Genomic DNA, 20,389 nt, shown 5'->3' with positions numbered 1-20,389 from the left:
GCCGGGGGACAACACCCGCCAGACCTCCCCTTTGGGTAGGTTCCGGGCATGACGAACGCCGGAACCACCCTGGCGGCGGCCCAGGCTCCCGCACCCGCCGTACGCCTCCCCCGGCGCCGTGGCATGGAACTCGCCCTGATCGTGCTGGCCGTCCTGCTGTCGGTGTCCGGCTACTGCGCGGTGGGCCTGGCCAGGGCCGGTACGGTGCCGCCGGGCGCCGTCGGCTACGGGGCCGGGGTCGGGGTGCTCGCCCTGTTCGCGCATCTCGCCGTCCGGATCCGGGCGCCGTACGCCGACCCGCTGCTGCTGCCGATCGCGGTGCTGCTCAACGGCCTCGGCCTGGTCCTTATCTACCGGCTGGACCTGGAGACGCCGAGCGACCGGGCGGCCCCCGCCCAACTGGTGTGGTCCACGCTGGGAGTCGGCCTGTTCATCCTGGTCGTACTGATGCTGCGCGACCACCGGATGCTCCAGCGGTACGCGTACGTGTGCGTGGTCGCCGCGCTGGCGCTGCTCGCGCTGCCGATCCTCTTCCCGGCGGTCAACGGGGCCCGGATCTGGATCCGGATCGCCGGGTTCTCCATCCAGCCGGGCGAGTTCGCGAAGGTGCTGCTCGCGGTGTTCTTCGCCGCCTACCTGGCCGCCAACCGCAACGCGCTCGCGTACACCGGCCGCCGGGTGTGGCGGTTGCAGTTCCCGACCGGGCGGGTGCTCGGGCCGATCCTGACGATCTGGCTGATGAGCGTCGGCGTGCTGGTCCTGGAGCGCGACCTCGGCACCTCGCTGCTGTTCTTCGGGCTGTTCGTGGTGCTGCTGTACGTCGCCACCGGGCGCACCGGCTGGATCGCGGTCGGGCTGCTGCTCGCCGTGCTGGGCGCGGTGGCCGTGGGGCGGCTGGAGCCGCATGTGAACCAGCGGATCGAGGACTGGCTGCACCCGTTCGCCACCATCGAGGCGGGGCAGGGGCCGAACCAGCTGTCCCAGTCGCTGTTCGCGTTCGCCGCCGGCGGGGTCCTGGGCACCGGGCTCGGGCTCGGCCACTCGATCCTCATCGGGTTCGCCACCAAGTCGGACTTCATCCTGGCGACGGCCGGGGAGGAGCTGGGCCTCACCGGCCTGGCCGCGATCATCCTGCTCTACGCGCTGCTGGTGGAGCGCGGCTACCGGGCGGGCCTCGCGCTGCGCGAGCCGTTCGGGCGGCTGCTCGCGGTCGGGCTCGCCTCGATCCTGGCGCTCCAGGTGTTCGTGATCGCGGGCGGGGTGACCGGGCTGATCCCGCTCACCGGCATGGCGATGCCGTTCCTCGCCCAGGGCGGCTCCTCGGTGGTGACCAACTGGGCGATCGTGGCGCTGCTGATCCGGGTGAGCCATTCGGCGCGCAGCCAGTACGACGGGCGGGAGGCGCGGTGACCGAGTACGGCGGCCTCGGCGAGGGCGGCCGGCCGATGGGCCGGTACATCCGGCACGCCTGCGCGTTCTGCGCCCTGCTGCTCGCGGCCCTGCTGGTCAACGCGGCCCGGGTGCAGGTCGTCCAGTCCGGCGCCTACGACGACAACCCGGCCAACCGGCGTACCACGATCGCCCGTTACGGCCAGCCGCGCGGGAACATCCTGGTCGACGGCGAGCCGGTCACGGGTTCCGTGGACACCGGCGAGCAGCTGCGCTACGAACGCACCTACCGCGACGGCCCGCTGTATGCACCGGTGACCGGCTTCGCCTCGCAGATGTACGGCACCACGTTCCTGGAGCACGCGGCGGACGGGGTGCTGTCGGGCACCGATCCGGTGCTGTCGCCGCTGCCGCTGTGGCGGGACGCGACCCGGCGGCCGAACCCCGGCGGCGACGTGGTGACGACGCTGGACGGGGCGGCCCAGGAGGCGGCGTACCGGGGGCTGGCCGGGCGCAAGGGCGCGGTGGCCGCCATCGAGCCGGCCACCGGCCGCATCCTGGCGCTGGTGACGAGCCCGTCGTACGACCCGGCGCTGTTGTCCGGCAACGGCGAGGCGGTGGCGTCGGCGTGGGCGCGGCTCAACCACGACCCGGAGAAGCCGATGCTCAACCGGGCGGTACGGCAGACCTATCCGCCGGGGTCGACGTTCAAGGTGGTCACCGCGGCCGCGGCGCTGGACTCGGGGGTGGTCACCGACCTGGACGCGCCCACCGACTCCCCCGACCCCTACCGGCTGCCCGGCACCACCACCCGGCTGACCAACGAGGGCGACGGCTGTGCGGACGCCTCGCTGCGGATGGCGTTCGAGTGGTCCTGCAACACGGTGTTCGCCAAGCTCGGCGTGGACGTGGGCGTGCGGGACATGGCGGAGACGGCGCGGGCGTTCGGCTTCAACGACCCCGCGCTGCGCATCCCGTTCGGCGTCTCGCCCAGCACCTTCGACACCCATGTCGACCGGGCGCAGCTGGCGCTGTCCTCGATCGGGCAGTACAACACCCGGGCCACACCGCTCCAGATGGCGATGGTGGCGGCGGCCGTCGCCGACGGCGGCCGGTTGCGCCGGCCGTACCTGATCGAGCGGACCACCCGCCGGGGCGGTGAGACGGTGGCCGGGAGCGGGGCGCATCCGGCGCGGCAGGTGATGCGGCCGGACACGGCGGCCCGGCTGAAGGAGCTGATGACCGACGTGGTCGAGGAGGGCACCGGCACCCGGGCGGGCATCCCGGGCGCCCTGGTCGGCGGCAAGACCGGCACCGCCCAGCACGGTGTGGGCAACTCCGGTGTGCCGTACGCCTGGTTCGTGTCCTGGGCGCAGTCGGAGGATGCCCTGGAGCCGGAGGTGGCGGTCGCGGTGGTGGTGGAGGACGCGTCGGCGGACCGGGGCGAGATCAGCGGGGGCGGGGACGCGGCGCCGATCGCCCGGGACGTGATGCGGGCGGTCCTCGCCCGGTGAGCGCCTGCCCGAGAGCCCTTCTTCCGAAAGGCTCTCGGGCGGGCGCCCGGAGGTCAGCCGAGCGGCCGGAGCATCTCGGAGCGGACCGTGACGGTGTGCCGCGCGGCGGCGGCGAGATCGACGTCCGCGGCGTGGGTCGTCGCCATGTCGACCTCGGCCACCACGGCCGCGGTGTTGCCGTCCGCCCAGGAACAGACCGGGTAGGTGAGGGTCGCCAGGGCGCCCTTCTGGGTCAGCACCTCACAGCTGATGGTGGTGGCCGCGCCGGGCGGGGTGACGTCCTTCGGCGGCTGGTCCAGGGTCACGCCGTCGGCCTGGGTGGCGCCCTTGAGCATGCGGCTGCGGACGTCGTCCTGGTTCTTGAACCGGCCGTACATGGACGAGACGAGCAGCATGCCCTTGGTGTCGTCGCCGCCCGGGCTGTAGCGGCCGGTGACGGCGTGGATGTCCTTGGCGTCCCAGGCGCCGTCGGCCTCCTCCTCCACCTTCTTGCCCTCGGTGCCGGACAGGTCCTGGGCGAGGGTGTACTTACCGTCGAGGAGGGTGTGCGGAAGCACCAGCTTGTTCTTCGCCTCGGGGAAGCCGCCCTCGGCCGCCGTCCCGAGCAGTATCAGCCCCACCACACCGGCGGTGACGACACCGCCCACGATCCCGAGCACCAGCCCGACCCGCCGCTTCTTCGGCGGCGGCCCCATGGGCGGCACGCCCCAGCCGGGGTACTGCTGCTGGGGCGGGTAGGGCTGACCCGGATACGGCTGCTGTTGCGGGTAGGGCTGTGCCTGGGGGTAGGGCTGTGCCGGAGGGTAGGGCTGTGCCTGGGGGTACGGGGAGCCGTACGGCCCGGCGGGTCCCTGCGGGGGCTGGGAGCCGTAGGGGTAGGGCTGTTGGGGCTGCTGGGGGCCGTACGGGGAAGGGTGCGACGGCGGAGGCATGGACACGCCAGCACGCTACTGCACGGGGCGGACGGCCCCTCGGCCGCCTCAGCCCTCGTCCGCTCCGGCCTCGATCGCCCCCGTCACCTCGGCCACCCGCTCCTGCTCCTCGGCCGCGAAGCGTTCCGCGTCCAGCCGGTCGGCCAGCTCCTCGTCCTGGGCCATCAGCAGGTCCAGGCTGGAGTCGCCCAGTTCCAGGACGCCCATGTCGACATAGGCCTGCTGGAGCCGCTTGCCCCACAGGCCGATGTCCTTGACGCAGGGCACGATGCGGCTGAACAGCAGCTTACGGAAGAGCTGGAGGTACTCGGAGCGCTCGCTCAGCGCCTCGGCCTCCGCCCTGGGTATGCCGAAGTTCTCCAGCACCTCCACCCCGCGCAGCCGGTCCCGCATCAGATAGCAGCCCTCGATGACGAACTCCTCGCGCTCGCGCAGCTCGGCGTCGGTCAGCTGCTGGTAGTAGTCGCGCAGCGCCATCCGCCCGAAGGCCACGTGCCGGGCCTCGTCCTGCATGACGTAGGTGAGGATCTGCTTGGGCAGCGGCTTCTTGGTGGTGTCCCGGATCATGCCGAAGGCGGCGAGGGCGAGTCCCTCGATGAGGACCTGCATACCGAGGTAGGGCATGTCCCAGCGGCTGTCCCGCAGGGTGTCGCCGAGCAGCGACTGGAGGTTGTCGTTGATCGGGTAGACCAGCCCGATCTTCTCGTGCAGGAACCGGCTGTATATCTCGGCGTGCCGGGCCTCGTCCATGGTCTGGGTCGCGGAGTAGAACTTGGCGTCCATGTCGGGCACCGACTCCACGATCCGGGCGGCGCAGATCATCGCACCCTGCTCGCCGTGCAGGAACTGGCTGAACTGCCAGGAGGCGTAGTGCCGGCGCAGCTCGCCCCTGTCCTTCGCGTTGAGCTTGTCCCAGTACGGCGTCCCGTACAGCGACATCGCCTCCTCGGGCGTGCCGAGCGCGTCGTACGGGTCGACCTCCAGGTCCCAGTCGATACGGGTCTGCCCGTCCCACTGCTTGTCCTTGCCCTTCTGGTACAGGGCGAGCAGTCGGTCACGGCCGTCGTCGTACTCCCAGCTGAAGCGGGCCGCGCCGGTCGCGGGCACCTGCCACGGAGAGTCACCGGGCGCGTTGGCGTAGAGGTCATGGGTCGGCATACCTCGCAGGCTCACACGTAGACGCCGAGTCAACAAGTCCGGTGCAGGGGATTGACGGTCTTGCTGACAGGCAGTCTCATAAGAGGCTGACGACGTACCCCCGGGTAACGAGGTGAGGGAGCCATGACGACCCTGACGGAAGCGGACGCGCTGGACGGCCTGCGCGACGCGCTCGGCCTGCTCAAGGACCGGGAGCAGGTGGCCGAGCGGCTGCTCGCCTCCTCCGCCAAGCACTCCTTCGACCCGGACAGGGAGCTGGACTGGGACGCGCCCTTCGAGGAGGGCAAGTGGTTCTGGCCGCCGGAGCTGGTGTCGCTGTACGACACGCCGCTGTGGAAGCGGATGAGCGAGGAGCAGCGCATCCTGCTCTCCCAGCACGAGGCGGCCGCGCTGGCCTCGCTCGGCATCTGGTTCGAGATCATCCTCATGCAGCTGCTCGTCCGGCACATCTACGACAAGGCGGCGACGAGCGCGCACGTCCGCTACGCGCTCACCGAGATCGAGGACGAGTGCCGGCACTCGAAGATGTTCGCCCGGCTGATCTCGCACGGCGGCACCCCCTGGTACCCGGTCAGCAGGGCCCACCAGAACCTCGGCCGCGTCTTCAAGACCATCTCCACCACCCCCGGCTCCTTCACCGCGACGCTGCTCGGTGAGGAGGTGCTGGACTGGATGCAGCGGCTGACCTTCCCGGACGAGCGGGTCCAGCCGCTGATCCGGGGCGTCACCCGCATCCACGTCGTCGAGGAGGCCCGGCACGTCCGGTACGCCCGCGAGGAGCTGCGCCGCCAGATGCTGACCGCGCCGAGGTGGTCGCAGGAGTTCACCCGGGTCACCTCGGGCGAGTTCGCCCGGGTGTTCTCCGTGGCGTTCGTGAACCCGGACGTCTACACGAACGTGGGACTGGACAAGCGGGAGGCGATGGCCCAGGTGAAGGCGAGCGCCCACCGCCGCGAGATCATGCAGACCGGCGCGAAGCGGCTGACCGACTTCCTGGACGACATCGGCGTCCTGCGCGGAGTGGGCCGCCGCCTGTGGAGGTCATCGGGACTACTGGCATAAGCGCCCCGAAGGGGCGCGGGGCTCTGTCCGATATGCGGCTCCGCCGCGACGGGGGTGCCCCCTGTTCGAGCGAAGCCGAGAACTCGGGGGAGCGACCAGCCCCAACGCACCCGCAGACAAAAACGGCCGAAGCAGCGCAGCGATTAGGCTGCTGAGCATGACCCCGGCCACCCCCGCCTACCGCCGCCTCACCGTCGAAGCCCGGCGCAGCCAACTGCTCACCTCGGCTCTCACCCTCTTCGCGCACCGCGCCCCCGAGGACGTGTCGCTGGACGACGTGGCGGAGGCGGCCGGGGTCTCGCGTCCGCTGGTGTACCGGTACTTCCCCGGCGGCAAGCAGCAGCTGTACGAGGCCGCGCTCCGCTCCGCCGCCGAGGAACTCCAGCACTGCTTCGACGAACCCCGCGAGGGCCCGCTGCTGGCCCGGCTGTGCCGCACCCTGGACCGCTACCTGGCCTTCGTCGACGAGCACGACGCCGGCTTCAGCGCGCTGCTCCAGGGCGGCAGCGTGGTGGAGACCTCGCGGACCACGGCCATCGTGGACGGGGTGCGCCGGGCGGCGGCGGAGCACATCTTCCGCCATCTCGGCGTCACCGCCCCCGGCCCCCGGCTGCGGATGACCGTACGGACCTGGATCACCGCCGTGGAGGCGGCCTCGCTGATCTGGCTGGACGAGGAGAAGCAGCCCCCGGTGCAGGAGCTGCGCGACTGGCTGGTGGAGCAGTTCACCGCCATGCTCGCGGTCACCGCCGGCCGGGACGAGCAGACGGCCGGCCTGGTCGGCGCGCTCGCCGCGGAAGGCTGACACTGGAGCCGTGAAGAGCCAGGACACCCCCTTCGAGGGCGGCCCGATGGACGGGCGCGTGCTGCCCGTGCTGGTCGGCCCGACCGGGCACCCCCCGAAGACGTACCGCATCCCCGTCCCCGACCCCGCGGGCGGCCCGCCCGCCGTGTACGTCTACCGCAGGGTGCCGCGTGGGTACAGCAAGCGGCTGGGGCTGATCCAGGGGTGGAAGTACGCGTACGACCCCGAGGACAGGTCGGGCGGCAAGCTCCGGTGGCCCTGGTCGAAGCCGGAGGGCCCCGAGGAGCGGCCGAACGGGTGACAGGGTTGCGCCGTCCGCGCAGGCTCGGCGCGCGCCCCGCACCGATTCATCCGATAATCGCGGTGCCATGGGAGGCGAACAGCCCGCTCGCCGGGATTCCCTCCCCGCACCCGAGGTGATGTCGTGTCAGGAAGGCTTGTCCGCCTGGCGTGTACGGCCGCGGTGGCGGCCCAGGCCGCCCTCGCCCCCGCGGCGCCGGCCGCGGCCGTACCGGAACCCGAACCCCGACAGCCGTCCGTCTCCCGCCTCCTGACGGACCTTCAGCAGCTCTACCAGCAGGCCGAGCAGGCCACCGAGACCTACAACGGGACCACGGAGAAGCTGGCGGCGCAGCGCGCCGAGGTGTCCCGGCTGGACGGTGAACTGGCCCGCGCCCGGCTCGCCCTGCGGGACAGCCAGGGGGACGCCGGGCGGCTGGCACGTCAGCAGTACCAGTCCGGCGACGGACTCGGACCGTACGTCCGCCTGCTGCTCGCCCCGGACCCGCAGCACGCGCTGGACGAGGGCCATGTCATCGGCGAACTGGCGCGGGAACGGGCCCGGACGGTGGCCCGGCTGGCCGGGACGGAGAAGCGGCAGGACGTCCTGGCCCGGGCGGCCCGCAAGGCGCTGGACGCCCAGCTGTCTCTCGCCGACCGGCAGCGCAAGCAGCGCGACGAGGTCCGGGGCAGGCTGGCCGACGTGGAACGCATGCTGGCCTCGCTCACCCCGGACCAGCTGGCCGCCGTCGCCCGGCTGGAGCAGCAGGGGGTCACCGAGGCCCAGCAGCGGCTGTCCACCTCGGGCGCCCTGCCGGCCGACCGTCCCGCCTCCGCGGAGGGCGGCCGCGCGGTCCGCTACGCCATGGACCAGCTGGGCAAGCCGTACGAGTGGGGCGCCGAGGGCCCCGGGGCCTACGACTGCTCGGGCCTGACCTCCGAGGCGTGGTCGCACGCGGGCACCCCGATCCCCCGCACCAGTCAGGAGCAGTGGCAGCGGCTGCGCAGGGTCCCGTTGCGCGAACTGCGCCCGGGTGACCTGGTGGTGTACTTCCCGCAGGCGACCCATGTGGCGCTGTACGTCGGGGGCGGGAAGGTCGTCCAGGCTCCCCGGCCCGGCGCCAGGGTGCAGGTGTCCCCGCTGGCGTCGTACCCGGTCCTGGGAGCCGTGCGTCCGGACGGCGGTCAGGCCACCGAGGCCAGGTAGGCGGCCGTCTTCTCGGGGTCGTAGAAGAAGTCCTCGAAGTCGGCCGGGTCGTCGAAGGCGTTGGCGATGCGGTCGGCGACGGCCGGGAGCGCGCCGGCCGCGCCGAAGAGGTTCAGGACGTGCTCCGGCGGCGGGGCCAGCATCGCGTTCGTCCACTTGGTGACGTGCTGGGCGGTGGCCCAGTAGCGGTCGAAGGCGGCCCGCATCCAGTCCTCGTCGAAGGGCTTGTCGCCGTGTTCCAGGATCGCGGCGAGGTAGGCGGCCGCGCACTTGGCCGCCGAGTTGGAGCCCTGGCCGGTGATCGGGTCGTTGGCCACGACCACGTCGGCCACGCCGAGGACCAGCCCGCCGGAGGGGAGCCGGCCGACGGGGTTGCGGACGGTCGGGGCGTAGCGGCCGGCCAGCGTGCCGCCCGCGTCGGTCAGTTCGACCCTGGTGGCCCGCGCGTACTCCCACGGGGTGAACTTCTCCATGAGTTCCAGGGTCAGGGAGAGGTGCTCCGCGGGGTCCTTGACGCCGGTGAAGACGTCCAGCGGGCCGCCGGGTATGCCCTCCCAGAAGAGGATGTCGGCCGGGCCGGAGGTGGTGAGCGTCGGCATGACGAACAGCTCGCCGACGCCGGGGACCACATTGCAGCGGACCGCGTGGAAATCCGGGTGCTCGGGGCGGGGGCCCAGGCCGTGGACGTAGGCCACCGCCAGCGCGCGCTGCGGCTCGGTGTGCGGGGAGCGCTCCGGGTCGCGGGCGAACATCGACACCAGCTCGCCCTTGCCCGCGGCGACCAGGACGAGGTCGTAGGCGCGGGAGAAGTAGTCGAGGTCGCCGACCGCCGCGCCGTGGATGACCAGCTGGCCGCCGCGCTGCGCGAAGGTCTCCATCCAGCCGGCCATCTTCACCCGCTGGTCGACCGACTGCGCGTACCCGTCGAGCCGGCCCACCCAGTCGATCGCGCGCTGGGTGGGGCCCGGGTCGTGCGAGCCGGGGGCCGCGACCGACACGCCGAGTCCTTCGATCTTCGGGGCCTGGGACTCCCAGAAGTTCAGCTGGAGATCGCGCTCGTGCCCCAGGGCGGTGTCGAACATGCACTGCGTGGACATGACCCGGCCGGAGCGGATCTCGTCCGCGGTCCGGTTCGACATCAGGGTGACCTCGTAGCCGTGCGACTGGAGGCCGAGGGCGAGCTGGAGTCCGGACTGGCCGGCTCCGACGACGAGTATCTTCCGCATACGGGGGAGGGCTCCTTACGGGGATTTCTCGGGGACTGCTCCGGGACTACTCGGGGGTTTCGTCCAGAGCGTGCGCGACCAGGGACAGCAGGGTCTCGATCACCGAGATCCGGCGCCGCGCATCCATGATCATGATTGGGATGTGCGCGGGTATGGTCAACGCCTCGCGGACGTCCTCCGGGTCGAACCGCTCGCTGCCGTCGAAGTGGTTGACCGCGACGACGTACGGCAGCCCGCAGCTCTCGAAGTAGTCCAGCGCGGGGAAACAGTCCTTCAGCCGACGGGTGTCGGCCAGCACGACCGCGCCGATCGCACCGCGCACCAGGTCGTCCCACATGAACCAGAACCGCTGCTGGCCCGGTGTGCCGAACAGATACAGCACCAGGTCGTCGTCGAGCGTGATCCGGCCGTAGTCCATGGCCACGGTGGTGGTCAGCTTGTCCGGCGTGGCGGAGAGGTCGTCGGTGCCCTCGCTCGCCTCGGTCATCAGCGCCTCCGTCTGGAGCGGCGTGATCTCCGAGACGGCCCCGACCAGCGTGGTCTTGCCGACGCCGAAGCCCCCGGCCACCACGATCTTGGTGGCGACGGGGGCCCGGGTACGGTCCTTCTGCCAGGCCTTCAGATCCTCGTCGGGCTCGGTGAAGCCGGCGACGAGCGGGGTGACGCCGGTGGCGTCGGCGACGGTGGCGTCAGAGACGGCGGAGTCCACTCAGCACCCTTTCCAGCAGAGCGCGGTCCGGGCGGCCGGTGCCGTGACCGGTTCCGGTGCCGTACACACGGATCTTTCCCTGGTCCGCGAGATCGCTCAGGAGGACGCGGACCACGCCGAGCGGCATCTTCAGCAGCGCGGCGATCTCGGCCACCGTGCGCATACGGCGGCACAGTTCGACGATGGCCCGCAGCTCCGGCATGACCCGGGTGTTGAGCGAGCCGTTCGTCAGCTCCTTGCGCTCCTCGGGGGCGTCGAGCGCCGCCGTGCTGGCCACGAACGTCTCCACGAGGAGGACATGGCCGAAGCGGGTACGGCCGCCGGTGAGCGAGTAGGGGCGGACGCGGGCGGGCTTGCGGTCGCCGCCGCGGACGGGGAGCTTCGGCGGGCGGCCGCTCATCGGACGGTCCCGGTGGCGGCGTCGGCCTCCAGTGACTGCCGGAGTTCCGTGCGGAGTTCCGGGGTGAGGACATGGCCGGCCCGGCCGACGAACAGCGCCATGTGGTAGGCCACCACGCTCATGTCGCACTCGGCGGAGCCGTGTACGCCGAGCAGCGAGCCGTCGCTGATCGACATCACGAACAGGCTGCCCTCGTCCATGGCGACCATCGTGTGCTTGACCCCGCCGAACTCCAGCAGCCTGGCCGCGCCCACGGTGAGGCTGCCGATGCCGGAGACGATCGTGGCGAGGTCGGCGGCGGAGCCGCGGGGGCCCTTCACCGGGGCGGACCTGCGTTCCTGGAGGGCCTGGCGGGACTGCTCGGTGTGGCCCGGGTCGGAGGAGAGCAGGAGCAGGCCGTCGGAGGAGACCACGGCGACGGACTGGATGCCGGGGACCTCCTCGACCAGGTTGGTCAGCAGCCAGTGCAGATTGCGGGCTTCACTGCTCAGTCCGTAGGTACTCGGCGCGGTCAACTGGTTGCCTCCTCGGCTGTACCCCCCGTGGTTTCTTCGGCGTGTGCGTCATCGGACGGCCGCCGGTTGTTGGCCGTCTCTTCCTCGATCTGCGCTTCTACGTCGCGGTAGCCGGCCTCCGCCCCCCGGCGGAAGCCGCCCAGCCTGCGGCGCAGGGCCTCGGCGTCGACCGAGCGGGTCCGCTGGCGCGGGGCCTCGGCGGGGGTGGTGATCCTGGGTGTGCGTTTGGGCAGGCCCTTGCTGGTGAGCGGCTCCTCGGCCTCCCCGTCCGTACGGCCTTCGTCGTCGGCCGCGGACGGCCCCTTCGGGGCGCCTTCGCCGTCAGCGGCGGGCTCGCCGGATGCCTCCTGCGGCGGGGTGGGATCCGGGAGCAACAGCTCCATCGTGGTCTCGGCATACGCCTCGACCCCCACCTCCGGATGTCCACCCGCGGCCCAGCCCGCGTCGTCGGCCGCGGCCCCGTGCTCATCCTGAGCCCGGCCCTCGTCACCGACCGCGGAGTCATGGTCTCCCTCGGAGACAGCCTCCTCGGCATCCACGGCGTCCACAGCATCCGCCGACTCACCGACGGACTCATCCGCGGCCCCACCGTCGGCTTCCACAGCCGGCCCCTCCGCCGAACCGCCGGACGCAGCGGGCAGCGGGGTCGGGGGTGTGGGACGAGTGGGGAGGATGTTGGAGTTGGCTTCGGCGTTGGCGCCGGGGAGGGAGACGGGGGTGCCCTGGGCGGAAGCCTGGGGTGGGATCGAAGCCGGGGCGGCCTCCGCGAGCAGGGTGGACGGAAGGATCACCACCGCCGCGGTGCCGCCCTGCTTCTGCTCGCGCAGCCGTACCCGGACGCCATGGCGGTGGGCGAGGCGGGCGACGACGTACAGGCCGAGGCCGAGACCGTCCTCGCCCTCCTGGTCGTAGGGGGACTCGGGGTCGAAGTCGGTGAGGCGGGAGTTCAGGCGGTCGAGGCGGTCCTCGGTGACGCCGATGCCCTCGTCCTGGACGGAGAGCATGATCTCGCCGGACTCCAGCAGCCAGCCGGAGACCTCCACGGGAAGGTCCGGCGGGGAGAACGAGGTCGCGTTCTCCATGAGTTCCGCCAGCAGATGGGAGAGGTCGTCCGCCGCGAAGCCCGCCACATGCGCGTGCGGGGGCAGGGAGGCGATGCGGACCCGCTCGTAGCGTTCGATCTCGCTGACCGCGGCGCGGACCACGTCGACCAGCGGGACCGGCCCGTGGTGCGGCTGCACATGCTCGGTGCCGGCGAGGACCAGGAGGTTCTCGCTGTGCCGGCGCATGACCGTGGCGAAGTGGTCCAGCTTGAAGAGGGTGGCCAGCCGGTCGGGGTCCTGCTCCCGCTCCTCCAGGCCCTCGATCACCCCCAGTTGGCGCTCGACCAGGCCCAGGGTGCGCAGGGCGAGGTTGACGAAGGTGCCGCCGATGCTGGTGCGCAGCCGCTGCAACTGGGCCTCGGCGTCGGCAAGTTCCGCGCGCAGCGACTCCCGGGCGTCGGCCATCTTCTGCCGCTGGCCGACCAGGTGCTTGCGGTCGGTCTCCAGCGTCGTCACCCGCTCCTGGAGGGCGAGCGCGTGCGCGTGCAGGGCGTTGACCGAGCGGACGACCTGGGCGAACTCGTCGTTGCGGCCGGTGAAGGCGATCGGCTCCTCGGCCGTCGGCTGCTCGGACTGCGCCAGCCGGGCCGAGCCGCGGCGCAGCACGGACAGCGGGCGGGTCAGGGTGCGGGCCATGGCCGTGGCGATGCCCACGGCCACCAGCATCAGCACGCCGAGGACCGCGACCCGGACCTCCAGCGCGGTGACGTCGTCGTCGCGGAGCTTTTCGAGGTCCTTGGTGCGGTGGTCGTAGAGCGCGGACTCGGCGCCGCGCATCAGGTCGACGCGGGCGGACAGGGCCGCGTCCAGCTTCTTGGTGCTGGTGGTCAGCTCGCTGTCGGCGAGGGTGGGCTGGTCGGTGAGCGTGGCCAGGTACTTCTCCGCCGAGTTGACCTCGGGGCCGGTGACGGTGGAGGCGTAGGAGTCCACGGCCGCCTTGGGGGCGGTGGCGCGGAAGCCGGCGAGTGCGGCGTCGGCGCGGACGCGGGCCTGCTGGGCGGCGGCGGTGAGCGCGTCGCGCTGCTTGCGGTCCGCCTCGGTGGTCAGCGAGGTGGTGGTGGGCAGGCCGGTGAGGGGGTTGATCACCGTGCGGGTGGTGGAGGGGACGTTCAGCGCGGCCAGCAGCAGCCCCCGGGCGGCGGCGGACTGCTGGACGGCGGTGTCCAGTTCGGCGAGCGCATGGGCGCCGGAACCGGCCCGCGGGGGCATCCGGTCGGCGAGCTGCTCGGCGAGCCGGTGCAGGTCGTTGATGATCGCCGAGTAGGCCTGGTGGGCCTGGAGGGCGGTGGACTTGCCGGTGAGGGCCGCGTGCCGGTTCGGCTCGATGGCGTCGAGGTCGGTGCGCAGGCTCGCCGGGGTGTCGGGGTCGGCGCGCAGGTCCTCGACCTCGTGGTCGACGCGGGCGCTGCGGTCCTCGGAGGGCGCCTTGGAGCGGGGGCGGCCCGCGGCGATGTAGGAGGTGACCTCGTCGCGCTCGTCGGCGAGGGAGTGGGCGAGGGCGAGGGCGTCCTCGGTGCGGGCGGCCAGGGTCACCAGGTCCTGCGAGTCGCTGACGTTCCCGGAGGCGGTGAGCAGTGCGGGCGCGCCGGCTCCGGCGACGGCCGCGGCGACCACCGCGACGGCGATGATCAGCCGGGTGCGCACATGGGTGGGGCGGCCGGTGCCCACGGGGGTCTGCTCGGCGGTCCCCTCGGGGGCCGTCTGCCTGCCTGTGCGCCGAGGCCGCTTCATCTGCACCGGTGCTCGCATTCCGTAACTCGTCTACCCAAGGGCCCGGGTGGCGGCCCGTCATGTCGGCGCCAAGTGGTGCGTACACCCGGTTCGTACGGTTCCCGACCCTCCCAGCGCCGGTGGGCGGTGGTCGTGCATCACCTGACCCGCCACTCGAAGGAGTGAACATCGGAGGGGAGTTGGCGGGCAAGTTCCTCTGGCGCGTGCACGGCCCCTGCGCGGGGGGCCGGTTGGACGCGGGCGGCAGGCTTTGGCAGGATTCGCCACCGCGTCTTGCCGGAGTGCCTCATTCCCTCCCAAACCAGACGGCTGACCTGCGGGGTCGTGGTCATTCGGCAACGCTTCGCAGCCTTTGGCGCACGCTGTGAAGAGGTCGTGCAGACTGGCCGAATGCGCACTGATCTGGTCTCGGAACCGGGCGACGCGGCCCGCCCCGACGAGGACTTCGCCGGTGTCGGACTTCCCGCCTCCGGACAGGGGGGTTGTGTGATCGTGCTGGACGGGGTGACACCGCCGCCCAGCGGCGAGACGGGCTGTCTGCATTCCGTCCCCTGGTTCACCGCGCACCTGGGTGGCGCACTGACCGAACTGACCGTTTCCGGGCGAGATCTGACGCTGCCGGAGATTCTTTCCCGGGCGATCGAGCGCACCGCCCAGGCCCACGCTCAAACCTGTGAGCTTTCTCACCCGCGGACACCGCAGGCGACCGTCGCCCTGGCCCGCTGGTCCGCCGACCTGGTCGAGTACCTGGTGCTGTCCGACGCGGTGCTGCTGCTCCGGTCGCCACAGGGTGCGGTCACCCCGGTCCTGGACGACCGGCTGGCCCGGCTGCCCCGCTCGGCGCTCGCGAGCGCGGCCGTGGTCGACAGCACGCTGCGCAACAAGGAGGGCGGCTTCTTCACGGCCGCCGCGGATCCCTCCGTGGCCGCCCGTGCGGTGACCGGCGCGGTGCCCCGCGCGCAGGTCCGCGCCCTGGCCGCGCTGACGGACGGCGCGAGCCGCTGGACGGAGCTGTTCCACGAGGGCGACTGGACGGCCCTGTTCGACATCCTCGCCAAGGAGGGGGCCCGGTCGCTGGTGGACCGGGTGCGGGAGCTGGAGGCGGCGGACCGCGAGGAGCGGGCGTTCCTCGGCCGCGCCAAGACGCACGACGACGCGACCGCGGTGTACGTCGAGCTGTGAGCCCGGGGGGCTACTTCTCCATGACCCGGTTCAGCTGGTGCAGCAGCCGGGCGAGTTCCGCCACCTCGGTGCGGTTCCAGTGGGCGAGCTGGCTGACGTAGCGGGCGCGGCGGGCCTCGCGGACCGTGCCGACGCGGCGGCGTCCCTCCTCGGTGAGGGTGACGAGCCAGGCGCGGCCGTCGGCGGGGTCGGGCTCGCGGGCGATCAGGCCCAGCTCCTCCAGGGCGCGCAGCTGGCGCGACATGGTGGCCTTGCCGACGCCGATGTAGCCGGCGAGTTCCGTGGCCCGCTGGCCGCCCTGTTCGTCCAGCCGGATGAGCAGTCCGTAGGCGGCGGACTCCAGATCGGGGTGGACCTCCCGGGCCATCTCGCCCTGGTTGGCCCGGGCGCGCCGGAGCAGCACGGTCAACTCGCGCTCCAGCGCCAGGAACTCCTGGTCTGCACCACTGGGCGTCACCTGGCGGGCGCCGAGTGGTTCGTCGCCGTTTCCGTCCTCGTGCACGTCAGCACCCCTGATCGGTTTCGCGGTCCTGAAAGTTTCTGTCAAACGCCGCCATTGCCGCAGCTCGGTCAGTATTTCGCAGGCGTAGACCAACGGCGGTGGCCGGACCCCCTTCCGTCGCCCTATCTACGTGCGTAGCTTCTTTAGCGAGCAACCAATGGCATGCCCACGCCAGTGGGAGACCCCCCACATTGTGCTCCCCCACCTCACACCCGGAGGCACGTCATGCCCGTGCACAGACCCGGTTCCATCCGCCCCGCCCGCTCCCCGCGCGCCCTCCTTCTCACAGCCGGGCTGACCGCCCTGCTCACGGCGCTCGCCCTCGCGCTGCCCGGCACCTCCGCCCAGGCCGCGGCCAAGCCCAGCCGCGGCTCCGCCTACATGGGCATGGGTGTGCTCGCCCATGACGGCCGGAAGGGCACCGCCACGCCCGCCTCGGTCACCCAGACCGAGGGCGTGGACGTCTCGGCGTACCAGGGCAACGTCGCCTGGTCCACGCTGTACGGCAGCGGGGTGCGCTGGGCGTACGTCAAGGCCACGGAAGGCACCTACTACACGAACCCGTCCTTCGCCCAGCAGTACAACGGCTCGTACAACGTCGGCATGATCCGCGGCTCCTACCACTTCGCCACCCCGGACACCACGAGCGGCGCCACCCAGGCCAGCTACTTCGTCAGCCACGGCGGGGGCTGGTCCCAGGACGGCAAGACCCTGCCCGGTGCCCTCGACATCGAGTGGAACCCGTACGGGGCGGCCTGCTACGGCAAGACGGCGAGCCAGATGGTCAGCTGGATCGCCGACTTCGTCACCACCTACAAGTCGCTCACCAGCCGTTACCCGGTGATCTACACGGCCTACAGCTGGTGGAGCCAGTGCACCGGCAACTACGGCGGCTTCGCCACGAACGACCCGCTGTGGATCGCCCGCTACGCGACGGACCCGGGGACCCTGCCCGCCGGATGGTCGTACTACACGATGTGGCAGTACACCTCGTCCGGCCCGACCGTCGGTGACCACGACAAGTTCAACGGCGCGCTGGACCGGGTGCAGGCCCTGGCCAACGGATAGCCGGCCCGTGGATCGCTGCGTTGGTGCTCAGCGGCGCCCCGGATCATGCTGGGGGGTGGAGAGCCTGCCGAGCAAGGGCGAGATGAGCGGCGATGGAGCGACAGTCCACGTACACGGCCACGGCCACCATCGATGAGCAGGGGATCCTCACCGGCTGGAGCGAGGGCGCGCGGCGGCTGCTCGGCTACGACTCCTCGGCGGTCGTCGGCCGTCCCGCCACCGCGCTGCTCGCGGCCGACGGTCCGGCGGCCCGGCGCGTCCTGGCCGGCCGGCAGCGCTGGCACGGCACCGTACCGCTGCGCCACCGCGACGGCCGGCTGCTGGAACTGGGCGTGCTCGCCCACCGCCGGGCCGCGGACTGGCTGGTGGTCAGCGCCGTCACCGCCCGGGCCCAGCCGCCCCGCGGCGAACCGCTGGAGGAGTGGACCTTCCTCCAGTCCCCCTTCCCGCTCGCCATCTTCGACGCCGATCTGCTGCTGGTGCGGGCCAACCGCCGGATGGAGCACACCCTCGCCCTGCCCGAGGCGGCGATGCGCGGACTGCGTCTCGCCCATATCGCGCCCGGCACCGGGAGCGAGGAGACCGAGCGCTCGATGCGGCAGGCGCTGGAGTCCGGCCGGCCCCAGGAGGCGCCGGCCGGGCTCGGTCCGGACCTGGGCCGCAGCGCCGTCCTCACCCCGCTGAAGGACGCCGGCGGCCGGGTCCGGGCCGTCTGCCTGTCCGCCCCCGCGACCGGGGAGGCGCCGCCCGCCGACTCCGGCACCCCCGTCGGCACGGTGGCCGACCAGTCCCGGGCCGCGCAGGAGCTGGCCGAGGTCACCGTCCCGCGACTCGCCGACGTCATCGCCGTCGACCTGCTGGACACCCCGCTCGGCGAGGACGAACCCGTCTCGCCGACCGACCAGGTGGTGCTGCGCCGCGCCGCCCTGCGCGCGGTCCCGGACGAGGACCGGACCGGCTACGGCACCGGGGTCGGCGAGGCCACCGTCTGCCCGGCGGACTCGCCGCCGGCCCAGTGCCTGGCGGCCGGTACGCCGCTGCTGTACGACACCACGGACCCGGCCGTCGCCGGGTGGGCGGCGCTGGACCCGGGCGCCCTCTGGCTGCGCGCCTCCGGCACCCGCTCGCTGCTGGCCGTACCGCTGCTCGCCGAGGGCAGCACGCTCGGCGTCGCGCTGTTCGGCCGGCGTCCGCAGCGGGAGCCGTTCGGCCCGGAGGAGCTGCGGGCGGCCGAGGAGTTCACGGCCCGCGCGGCCACCGGCATCCACCGGGCCCGCGCCCACACCCGCTCCCGCACCACCACCATGGCCCTCCAGCGCAGCCTGCTCCCGCACACCCTGCCCGACCAGGCCGCCCTGGAGATCGCCACCCGCTATCTGCCGGCCGCCACCCGGGCCGGGGTGGGCGGCGACTGGTTCGATGTGATCCCGCTGTCCGGGGCGCGGGTGGCGCTGGTCGTGGGGGACGTGGTCGGGCACGGCATCCGGGCCTCCGCGACCATGGGCCGGCTGCGGACGGCGGTGCGCACGCTGGCGGACGTCGATCTGCCCGCCGACGAGCTGCTCACCCACCTGGACGACCTGGTGCTGCGGCTGGCCGCCGACGAGGGCAGCGCGGACCCGGCCGCCGAGACCGCCGGCGGCATCGGCACCACCTGCCTGTACGCGGTGTACGACCCGGTCTCGCGGCGCTGCACCCTGGCCCGGGCCGGCCATCCGCCGCCCGCCGTGGTCACCCCCGACGGCGCCGTCCGCTTCCTCGACGTACCCCCCGGTCCGCCGCTGGGGCTCGGCGGGCTGCCGTTCGAGGCCGTCGAGACCGAACTGCCCGAGGGCAGTGTGCTCGCCCTCTACACGGACGGCCTGTTCGAGGCCCGCGACCACGACATCGACGAGGCGCTGGACAAGATGTTCGCCGCGCTCGGCCGGCCCGCCCGCACCCTGGACTCGGTCTGCGACCACGTGCTCACCGAGCTGCTGACCCATCGGCCCGACGACGACATCGCCCTGCTGGTGGCGCGCACCCGGGTACTGCACGAGGACCGGGTCGCCTCCTGGGAGCTGGCGCCCGAGCCGACCGTCGTCTCCCGGGCCCGCCATCTCGCCGACGACCAGCTGAGCGCCTGGGGGCTCAGCGAGGCGGCCTTCACCACCGAGCTGATGGTGAGCGAGCTGGTCACCAACGCCATCCGCTACGGCCGTCCGCCCATCCGGCTCCGGCTGATCCATCAGAACTCCACCCTGATCTGCGAGGTGTACGACGCCAGCGGGACCACCCCGCACATGCGGCGCGCCCGGATCTTCGACGAGGGCGGGCGCGGCCTGCTGCTCGTCGCCCAGCTCGCCGACCGCTGGGGCACCCGGCACGACCGGATCGGCAAGACGGTCTGGGCCGAACAGAACCTGACGGGGCTCCAGGCCCTTTAGGAGACGACCGGTCCGCTGTCGCTGCCCTGGTCGGGGGGCGGCGCGGGGTTGCCGTGGCCGCTGTCGCTGCCCTGGTCGGGCGGCGCGGAGTCGCCGTGGCCGCTGTTATCCGAGGGTGCCGACGGTGCGGAGCCGTTCTGCGGTGCGTGGTCGCTGCCGCCGTCCGTGCCCGAGGTCGAGGGCGGCTCCGGGCAGGGCGCCCCGCCGCCCCCGCCGCCCCCGCTGCCACTGCTGCCGTTACGGCCGTCCCGGCCGCCGCAGCTGCCCCGGCCGCCGCGCCCGCCCGCACCACCGGTGCCGGTCTGGCCCGGGGCCGTACACACCGGCGGGCTGCCCGTGCCGTCCCCGCCGTTGCCCCCGTTGCCGCCGTCGCCGCGGCGGCAGTAGCCGTGGTCGTCCCCGTGCCGGTCGTGAGGGGAGTGGTCGTGGTGCCGGTCGTGGTCGCGGTCGTGGTGGGTGTGCGCGGGGCTGCTGTGCCCGAGCGGGGCCGCGAGGGCGGTGCCGGCGGGGACGGCCGCGCCGGTCACGGCGAGGAAGACGATGGCGGCGGCCGCGGTGAGCGAGTTCCTGCGCGTTTCGGTCTTCATGGTGCTTCCTGCTCGTCGGTTGTCGTGGGTGTTCATCGGGGTCATGGGGTTCGTCGGGGTGCGTGGGCGGTTTCTCAGGTGTGGCGCATGAGGACGGCCCAGTCGTCGTCGAGGTAGGCCCGTTTCCATGCCTCGACCTCGTGCGGGGACATCCGGTACTTGTGGGCGATCTGCGCCTCGGTCGCGCCGCCGTTCAGCAGGACCAGCACGACGCGGACCTTGTCGGCGAGGGTGAGGTCGCCCTTCGGCTTGTCGGGCAGGTCGGCGTAGCGGTTGCAGGCGTGGGTGCCGGGGCTGCCGGGCTTGCCGGGCTTGCCGGGCCGGCCGTTCGCGCCGCTGTCGCCGCCCTGGCCGCCGGCGCCGCCGTTGCCGCACTCGGAGGTGACGGGGCGGTCGGCCGCTGCGGGGGCCGGCAGGGCGCGGGCGGCACAGCCGGTGCCCGCGGCGAGGGTGACGGCGGCGGCCAGCAGACGGGCCGCGCGGAGCCGGAGTTTCCTGGTCATGGGGTGTCCTTGGGGAGAGGAGGGACACGGCGGCCCGGGGGGGCGCTGGAGACCGCCCCGGCCGCCGTACCATGCGGGTTAGCCACCACTG

General features: G+C 72.8%; 19 protein-coding genes. 9 read left to right on the top strand and 10 right to left on the bottom strand.

Features of this window, described 5'->3' with window-relative positions; translation table 11 throughout:
- Window positions 1-48 precede the first annotated feature (48 nt).
- Window positions 49-1,410 carry an FtsW/RodA/SpoVE family cell cycle protein gene (locus ACZ5CZ_RS00095; protein ID WP_468937860.1) on the top strand — a complete coding sequence of 454 codons (1,362 nt, stop codon included), beginning with the start codon at window positions 49-51 and terminating at the stop codon, window positions 1,408-1,410.
- A gap of 35 nt (window positions 1,411-1,445) precedes the next feature.
- On the top strand, window positions 1,446-2,903 hold the full coding sequence (locus ACZ5CZ_RS00090; RefSeq protein ID WP_468938389.1) for a penicillin-binding transpeptidase domain-containing protein: 1,458 nt from the start codon (window positions 1,446-1,448) through the stop codon (window positions 2,901-2,903).
- Window positions 2,904-2,956: 53 nt separating this feature from the next.
- On the opposite strand, the gene ACZ5CZ_RS00085 is transcribed toward ACZ5CZ_RS00090, so the two are convergent.
- Both ACZ5CZ_RS00085 and ACZ5CZ_RS00080 read right to left on the bottom strand, forming a co-directional pair.
- Window positions 2,957-3,835, bottom strand: coding sequence for a hypothetical protein (locus tag ACZ5CZ_RS00085; RefSeq protein WP_468938387.1), 879 nt, complete (start codon window positions 3,833-3,835; stop codon window positions 2,957-2,959).
- Between the two features lie 48 nt (window positions 3,836-3,883).
- Entirely contained in the window at window positions 3,884-4,993 is a 1,110-nt protein-coding gene (locus tag ACZ5CZ_RS00080; protein WP_468937858.1) for a ferritin-like domain-containing protein, read from the bottom strand.
- 123 nt (window positions 4,994-5,116) lie between these two features.
- Between ACZ5CZ_RS00080 and ACZ5CZ_RS00075 the strand changes: the two genes are divergently transcribed.
- The 4 genes from ACZ5CZ_RS00075 (at window position 5,117) to ACZ5CZ_RS00060 (ending at window position 8,346) form a co-directional block, all read left to right on the top strand.
- Window positions 5,117-6,055: an AurF N-oxygenase family protein gene (locus ACZ5CZ_RS00075; protein ID WP_468937856.1), complete on the top strand. Its 939-nt coding sequence runs from the start codon at window positions 5,117-5,119 to the stop codon at window positions 6,053-6,055.
- A 157-nt stretch (window positions 6,056-6,212) separates the two neighbouring features.
- Window positions 6,213-6,860, top strand: coding sequence for a TetR/AcrR family transcriptional regulator (locus tag ACZ5CZ_RS00070; protein ID WP_385839988.1), 648 nt, complete (start codon window positions 6,213-6,215; stop codon window positions 6,858-6,860).
- Window positions 6,861-6,870: 10 nt separating this feature from the next.
- Window positions 6,871-7,161, top strand: a complete 291-nt coding sequence (locus ACZ5CZ_RS00065; protein WP_385839989.1) for a hypothetical protein — start codon at window positions 6,871-6,873, stop codon at window positions 7,159-7,161.
- Window positions 7,162-7,284: 123 nt separating this feature from the next.
- Entirely contained in the window at window positions 7,285-8,346 is a 1,062-nt protein-coding gene (locus tag ACZ5CZ_RS00060) for a C40 family peptidase (RefSeq protein ID WP_468937853.1), read from the top strand.
- Here ACZ5CZ_RS00060 and ACZ5CZ_RS00055 read toward each other — a convergent pair.
- From ACZ5CZ_RS00055 to ACZ5CZ_RS00035, 5 genes are read right to left on the bottom strand one after another with little or no spacing between them, the layout of a single operon-like run.
- A complete protein-coding gene (locus tag ACZ5CZ_RS00055; protein ID WP_467545356.1) occupies window positions 8,325-9,572 on the bottom strand; it encodes a styrene monooxygenase/indole monooxygenase family protein in 1,248 nt (415 codons plus the stop codon). The genes ACZ5CZ_RS00060 and ACZ5CZ_RS00055 overlap by 22 nt on opposite strands.
- Before the next feature lie 46 nt (window positions 9,573-9,618).
- Entirely contained in the window at window positions 9,619-10,281 is a 663-nt protein-coding gene (locus ACZ5CZ_RS00050) for a GTP-binding protein (protein ID WP_385840009.1), read from the bottom strand.
- Entirely contained in the window at window positions 10,262-10,681 is a 420-nt protein-coding gene (locus tag ACZ5CZ_RS00045) for a DUF742 domain-containing protein (RefSeq protein ID WP_385840010.1), read from the bottom strand. The genes ACZ5CZ_RS00050 and ACZ5CZ_RS00045 overlap by 20 nt, the downstream gene beginning before the upstream one ends.
- Window positions 10,678-11,196, bottom strand: a complete 519-nt coding sequence (locus tag ACZ5CZ_RS00040) for a roadblock/LC7 domain-containing protein (protein ID WP_467545352.1) — start codon at window positions 11,194-11,196, stop codon at window positions 10,678-10,680. Before ACZ5CZ_RS00040 ends, ACZ5CZ_RS00045 begins: the two co-directional genes overlap by 4 nt.
- Window positions 11,193-14,036 (bottom strand): sensor histidine kinase, encoded by a 2,844-nt coding sequence (locus ACZ5CZ_RS00035; protein ID WP_468938384.1) that lies wholly within the window; start codon window positions 14,034-14,036, stop codon window positions 11,193-11,195. Before ACZ5CZ_RS00035 ends, ACZ5CZ_RS00040 begins: the two co-directional genes overlap by 4 nt.
- Window positions 14,037-14,420: 384 nt before the next feature.
- Here ACZ5CZ_RS00035 and ACZ5CZ_RS00030 point away from each other — a divergent pair, with 384 nt between their 5' ends.
- Window positions 14,421-15,212: a protein phosphatase 2C domain-containing protein gene (locus tag ACZ5CZ_RS00030; RefSeq protein WP_468937850.1), complete on the top strand. Its 792-nt coding sequence runs from the start codon at window positions 14,421-14,423 to the stop codon at window positions 15,210-15,212.
- A 10-nt stretch (window positions 15,213-15,222) separates the two neighbouring features.
- On the opposite strand, the gene ACZ5CZ_RS00025 is transcribed toward ACZ5CZ_RS00030, so the two are convergent.
- Window positions 15,223-15,714 carry a MarR family winged helix-turn-helix transcriptional regulator gene (locus ACZ5CZ_RS00025; RefSeq protein WP_468937848.1) on the bottom strand — a complete coding sequence of 164 codons (492 nt, stop codon included), beginning with the start codon at window positions 15,712-15,714 and terminating at the stop codon, window positions 15,223-15,225.
- Window positions 15,715-15,939: 225 nt separating this feature from the next.
- Here ACZ5CZ_RS00025 and ACZ5CZ_RS00020 point away from each other — a divergent pair, with 225 nt between their 5' ends.
- The gene (locus ACZ5CZ_RS00020; RefSeq protein ID WP_468937846.1) at window positions 15,940-16,782 is read left to right on the top strand and encodes a lysozyme; all 843 of its coding nucleotides are present in this window, start codon (window positions 15,940-15,942) and stop codon (window positions 16,780-16,782) included.
- Between the two features lie 92 nt (window positions 16,783-16,874).
- Window positions 16,875-19,208 (top strand): ATP-binding SpoIIE family protein phosphatase, encoded by a 2,334-nt coding sequence (locus ACZ5CZ_RS00015; protein ID WP_468937843.1) that lies wholly within the window; start codon window positions 16,875-16,877, stop codon window positions 19,206-19,208.
- Here ACZ5CZ_RS00015 and ACZ5CZ_RS00010 read toward each other — a convergent pair.
- Window positions 19,205-19,795, bottom strand: a complete 591-nt coding sequence (locus ACZ5CZ_RS00010) for a hypothetical protein (RefSeq protein ID WP_385840019.1) — start codon at window positions 19,793-19,795, stop codon at window positions 19,205-19,207. The two genes, ACZ5CZ_RS00015 and ACZ5CZ_RS00010, sit on opposite strands and share 4 nt — an antisense overlap.
- 74 nt (window positions 19,796-19,869) lie before the next feature.
- A complete protein-coding gene (locus ACZ5CZ_RS00005; RefSeq protein WP_385840020.1) occupies window positions 19,870-20,298 on the bottom strand; it encodes a hypothetical protein in 429 nt (142 codons plus the stop codon).
- Window positions 20,299-20,389 lie beyond the last annotated feature (91 nt).

The sequence above is a fragment of the Streptomyces sp. NPDC031418 genome (genome assembly GCF_055581605.1).
Note: the sequence above shows the minus strand (reverse complement) of the source record. Positions and strands in the feature narration are given on the sequence as shown.

Excerpts from the sequence above, each read along its gene's own strand:
- ACZ5CZ_RS00005 (WP_385840020.1), bottom strand. The coding sequence starts at position 20,298 with ATGACCAGGAAACTCCGGCTCCGCGCGGCCCGTCTGCTGGCCGCCGCC.
- ACZ5CZ_RS00055 (WP_467545356.1), bottom strand. The coding sequence starts at position 9,572 with ATGCGGAAGATACTCGTCGTCGGAGCCGGCCAGTCCGGACTCCAGCTC.
- ACZ5CZ_RS00070 (WP_385839988.1), top strand. The coding sequence starts at position 6,213 with ATGACCCCGGCCACCCCCGCCTACCGCCGCCTCACCGTCGAAGCCCGG.
- ACZ5CZ_RS00015 (WP_468937843.1), top strand. The coding sequence starts at position 16,875 with ATGGAGCGACAGTCCACGTACACGGCCACGGCCACCATCGATGAGCAG.
- ACZ5CZ_RS00045 (WP_385840010.1), bottom strand. The coding sequence starts at position 10,681 with ATGAGCGGCCGCCCGCCGAAGCTCCCCGTCCGCGGCGGCGACCGCAAG.
- ACZ5CZ_RS00020 (WP_468937846.1), top strand. The coding sequence starts at position 15,940 with ATGCCCGTGCACAGACCCGGTTCCATCCGCCCCGCCCGCTCCCCGCGC.
- ACZ5CZ_RS00090 (WP_468938389.1), top strand. The coding sequence starts at position 1,446 with ATGGGCCGGTACATCCGGCACGCCTGCGCGTTCTGCGCCCTGCTGCTC.
- ACZ5CZ_RS00080 (WP_468937858.1), bottom strand. The coding sequence starts at position 4,993 with ATGCCGACCCATGACCTCTACGCCAACGCGCCCGGTGACTCTCCGTGG.
- ACZ5CZ_RS00075 (WP_468937856.1), top strand. The coding sequence starts at position 5,117 with ATGACGACCCTGACGGAAGCGGACGCGCTGGACGGCCTGCGCGACGCG.
- ACZ5CZ_RS00095 (WP_468937860.1), top strand. The coding sequence starts at position 49 with ATGACGAACGCCGGAACCACCCTGGCGGCGGCCCAGGCTCCCGCACCC.
- ACZ5CZ_RS00085 (WP_468938387.1), bottom strand. The coding sequence starts at position 3,835 with ATGCCTCCGCCGTCGCACCCTTCCCCGTACGGCCCCCAGCAGCCCCAA.
- ACZ5CZ_RS00010 (WP_385840019.1), bottom strand. The coding sequence starts at position 19,795 with ATGAAGACCGAAACGCGCAGGAACTCGCTCACCGCGGCCGCCGCCATC.
- ACZ5CZ_RS00030 (WP_468937850.1), top strand. The coding sequence starts at position 14,421 with ATGCGCACTGATCTGGTCTCGGAACCGGGCGACGCGGCCCGCCCCGAC.